This window comes from Dietzia sp. B19 (genome assembly GCF_014145155.1).
GTDB lineage: Bacteria > Actinomycetota > Actinomycetes > Mycobacteriales > Mycobacteriaceae > Dietzia > Dietzia natronolimnaea.
On record NZ_JAALED010000073.1, the window covers coordinates 1 to 3,770 of the forward strand.

General features: G+C 70.9%; 4 protein-coding genes and 1 pseudogene. 2 read left to right on the plus strand and 3 right to left on the minus strand.

Annotated elements, in window-relative coordinates:
* The 3 genes and pseudogenes from G6020_RS02990 to G6020_RS03000 all read right to left on the minus strand — a co-directional run.
* Positions 1 to 190, minus strand: a pseudogene (locus G6020_RS02990) (5-(carboxyamino)imidazole ribonucleotide synthase); the annotation flags it as partial.
* 22 nt (positions 191 to 212) lie between these two features.
* The gene (locus tag G6020_RS02995) at positions 213 to 776 is read right to left on the minus strand and encodes a PH domain-containing protein (RefSeq protein ID WP_182609608.1); all 564 of its coding nucleotides are present in this window, start codon (positions 774 to 776) and stop codon (positions 213 to 215) included.
* A gap of 3 nt (positions 777 to 779) precedes the next feature.
* Positions 780 to 1,658 (minus strand): biotin--[acetyl-CoA-carboxylase] ligase, encoded by an 879-nt coding sequence (locus G6020_RS03000; protein ID WP_179524765.1) that lies wholly within the window; start codon positions 1,656 to 1,658, stop codon positions 780 to 782.
* 106 nt (positions 1,659 to 1,764) lie between these two features.
* On the opposite strand from G6020_RS03000, the gene G6020_RS03005 reads away from it, so the two are divergent.
* Together G6020_RS03005 and G6020_RS03010 are read left to right on the plus strand one after the other, a co-directional pair.
* Complete coding sequence (locus G6020_RS03005) at positions 1,765 to 3,414, plus strand: acyl-CoA carboxylase subunit beta (protein ID WP_182609609.1); 1,650 nt, start codon at positions 1,765 to 1,767, stop codon at positions 3,412 to 3,414.
* Complete coding sequence (locus G6020_RS03010; protein ID WP_017836652.1) at positions 3,411 to 3,677, plus strand: acyl-CoA carboxylase subunit epsilon; 267 nt, start codon at positions 3,411 to 3,413, stop codon at positions 3,675 to 3,677. Before G6020_RS03005 ends, G6020_RS03010 begins: the two co-directional genes overlap by 4 nt.
* Positions 3,678 to 3,770: the final 93 nt, after the last annotated feature.

The window sequence follows — 3,770 nt, forward strand, 5'->3', positions numbered from 1 at the left end:
CGATCACGACGTCGGGGGTGACCTGCGCGGCCGGGTCCTGCGGGTCGGCGGCGAGAACGCGCAGGGTCTGGCCGAGCGCCACCGCCGACTGGTGCGTCATGCGGGCGAGCTGCCCGCCTCCGATCATCGCCACGACGGGCGAACCGAGAGGATTGCGGCGGATGCGCGAGTCGTCGTTCACGTGGTCCATGTTCTCACGGGTGGTGGGGAGGTCACCGACGCCCCGGCAGCCCCCAGCGGAAGCGGGGTGGCGGGGCGAGGGGGCCGGGCGGGGGCACCGCGGGCAGACGGAGCAGTTCGTCGTAGACCGTGGCGTGGACCCGCGCCACGGCGGGGACATGGTCGATCTCGACCGGGGGCAGGTGTCCGCACTCGAGGATGAGACACCCGGTGCCCAGGGCCCGGTCGGTGAGGGTGTGCCGGAACCGCACGGCACTGATCCGGCGCAACGGCACGTCCACACACCGTCGCGTCGAGCCGGCCGGCCGGTAGAGCACGCGCTCGTCGGTCACCACGAGGTCGGTGCGCGCCCACCGCAGCGCGGGCCACAGGCCGAAGCGCAGGACAACGAGGAGGTAGATCCCCGCCACCATCGCCCAGGTCGCGGCCCGGTCCCCCGAGTGCACGACCTGCGTCTCGATGAACCCCCCGGCGATCCCGGCGAGACCGGCGCCGATCACCGTCACCAGTGCGGGGCGCACGAGCGCGCGCCAGTGCGGGTGGCTGTGGACGATCAGCGTCTCCCCCGGAGAGACGACCGAACGGACGAACCCCACGGGTCAGCCGCCCCACCGGCCGGCGGCCGGACGCACGTGGGTCACGTCCCCGGCGGCCACGGACAGCTCCCCGTCCGGGGTGACGACGACGAGGCGGCCCTCCCTGTCCACGCGTGCGGCTCGCCCTGTCCGTACGACGTCGCCCGGCAGTTCGACGCGGACCTCGGCCCCGACGGTCGAGCAGGCCGCCGAGTACTCGGCCATGAGCTCGTCCGAGATGGTCGATCCGCTCCCGCGTTCGCATCGACGCCACTGCTCGTGCCGGTGCGCCAGGGCCTCGAGGACCGCCCGTGCGACGACGTCACGGTCGGTCGTCCCACCGGAGAGGGCGAGGGAGGTCGCGTGCGGGACAGGCAGTTGCTCCCGCGTCAGTGTCACGTTGATCCCCACACCCACCACCAGCGCGGGAAGGCGCAACTCGAAGTCCCCCTCCGCGGGGACCGTCGTCATCTCCGAGAGGATCCCCGCGATCTTGCCCCCGTCGACGAGCACGTCGTTGGGCCACTTGAGTGTGGCGTCCACCCCGCCCGCCGCCACGAGTCCGTCCCGGATCGCGAGACCCGTGACCAGGGGCAGCCACCCGAACAGGGTGGGTGAGACCGAGCCGGGGCGCAGCAGGACACTCACCACCACCTGGGTCCGCGGAGGCGCCGTCCACGTGCGTCCGAGCCGCCCGCGTCCCGAGGCCTGGTACTCGGCCAGGAGCACACCGCGGTCCGCGGCACCAAGTCCCGCTCGCCTCATCGCCTCGGCGTTGGTCGACCCGACCTCCTCCAGGACCTCGAGGGAGGTGTACGGCGCACCCGGCCTCTCGACCAGCTCCCGGCGGAGGGCATCGGCGTCGAGCGGGCGCGGCGATTCGGGTCCGGGGTCTGCGTGCACGACGTCCAGAGTAGGTCCGAACCCCGCCCGACGGCGGGGTCGGTGTCGGGGGAGTAGGCCGGGTCACGTCGCCACGGAGCCACCCGAGTCGTTAGAGTCTTACAACATGACGACTGCCTCAGAACCGGACGTGAGTGACGACGTCCAGACCGACGCTGCGACGCCCGACATCCACACGACCGCCGGGAAGCTGTCCGAGCTGCGTCGGCGGCTCGACGAAGCCCGTGCACCGATGGGACAGGCCGCGGTCGACAGGACGCACGACAAGGGCCTGATGACGGCCCGCGAGCGGATCGAGAACCTGCTCGATCCGGGCTCGTTCGTCGAGATCGACGCGCTCGCCCGCCACCGCGCCACGACCTTCGGCCTGGCCGAGCGTCGGCCGCTGGGCGACGGTGTCATCACCGGGTACGGCACCATCGACGGCCGGAGCGTCTGCGTCTTCTCGCAGGACGCCACCGTCTTCGGCGGCTCCCTCGGTGAGGTCTACGGCGAGAAGATCGTCAAGGTCATGGACCTGGCGCTCAAGACCGGCCGCCCGATGATCGGCATCAACCACGGCGCCGGTGCCCGCATCCAGGAGGGTGTGGTCTCGCTCGGCCTCTACGGCGAGATCTTCCACCGGAACGTCCAGGCGTCCGGCGTGATCCCCCAGGTGTCCCTGATCATGGGCCCCTCCGCCGGTGGACACGTCTACTCCCCCGCCCTCACCGACTTCACCGTGATGGTCGACAAGACCTCGCAGATGTTCGTCACCGGCCCGGACGTCATCAAGACGGTCACCGGCGAGGAGGTCACCCAGGAGGAGCTCGGCGGCGCCACCACGCACATGACCAAGTCGGGCGTCTCGCACTACACCGCCAACGACGAGCAGGACGCCCTCGACTACGTCAAGGACCTGCTGTCGTACCTGCCCAGCAACAACCGCGCCGAGGCTCCCCGCTTCCCGGTCCCGCCGACCGAGGGCGCGATCGAGGACAACCTCACCCTCGAGGACCACGAGCTCGACACGATCATCCCGGACTCCTCCAACAGCCCGTACGACATGCACGAGGTCATCTCGCACATCGTCGACGACGGGGAGTTCCTCGAGACCCAGGCGCAGTACGCCATGAACGTGATCGTCGGGTTCGGCCGGGTCGAGGGCCGCAGCGTCGGCGTCGTGGCCAACCAGCCCACCCAGTTCGCGGGCTGCCTGGACATCAAGGCCTCGGAGAAGGCCGCGCGCTTCGTCCGCACCTGCGACGCCTTCAACATCCCCATCCTCACCCTGGTCGACGTCCCCGGCTTCCTGCCGGGCACCGGCCAGGAGTTCGACGGGATCATCCGCCGCGGCGCGAAGCTGCTGTACGCCTACGGTGAGGCCACCGTCGGCAAGGTCACCGTGATCACCCGCAAGGCCTACGGCGGCGCCTACGACGTCATGGGGTCCAAACACATGGGCGCCGACATCAACCTGGCGTGGCCGACTGCCGAGATCGCCGTCATGGGCGCGTCCGGGGCCGTCGGGTTCGTCTACCGAGACCAGCTCAAGCAGGCCGCGGCGAACGGAGACGACGTCGACGCGCTCCGACTCAAGCTCCAGGCCGAGTACGAGGACACCCTCGTCAACCCGTACGTCGCCGCCGAGCGGGGTTACGTCGACGCCGTCATCCCGCCGTCGCACACCCGGCTGCAGGTGGCCCAGGCGCTCCGCCTGCTCGACCGCAAGGTCGTCGAGGTGCCCGCCAAGAAGCACGGGAACATCCCGCTGTGACCGCCGCCGAGCAGCAGCAGGACGCGGAGAAGTCGGCCACGGACGACAAGGCCGCGGCGCCGTTCTTCCAGGTCGTGCGCGGCAACCCCACCGCGGTCGAGGTGGGCATCCTGTCCGCCGTACTGGCGACCGCGCAGGGTAACGCCGTCCACGAGGGCGAGTTCCCCACGGGCATCAAGGACGACTGGGGGTCCTACGAGGACCGACTGCGGCCTCCGTTCGGCTACAACCCCACGTCGTTCCTCAACCGCCGCCAGTACTGACCCGGCCCACACACGGCAGCACCACACAGCCGCCCCCGACCACACAGCCGCCCCCGACCCTGCCCGCCTGCGCGCACCAAAGCGCAGGCGGGC

Coding starts and splice junctions, on each gene's coding strand:
- G6020_RS03005 (WP_182609609.1), top strand. CDS start 1,765: ATGACGACTGCCTCAGAACCGGACGTGAGTGACGACGTCCAGACCGAC.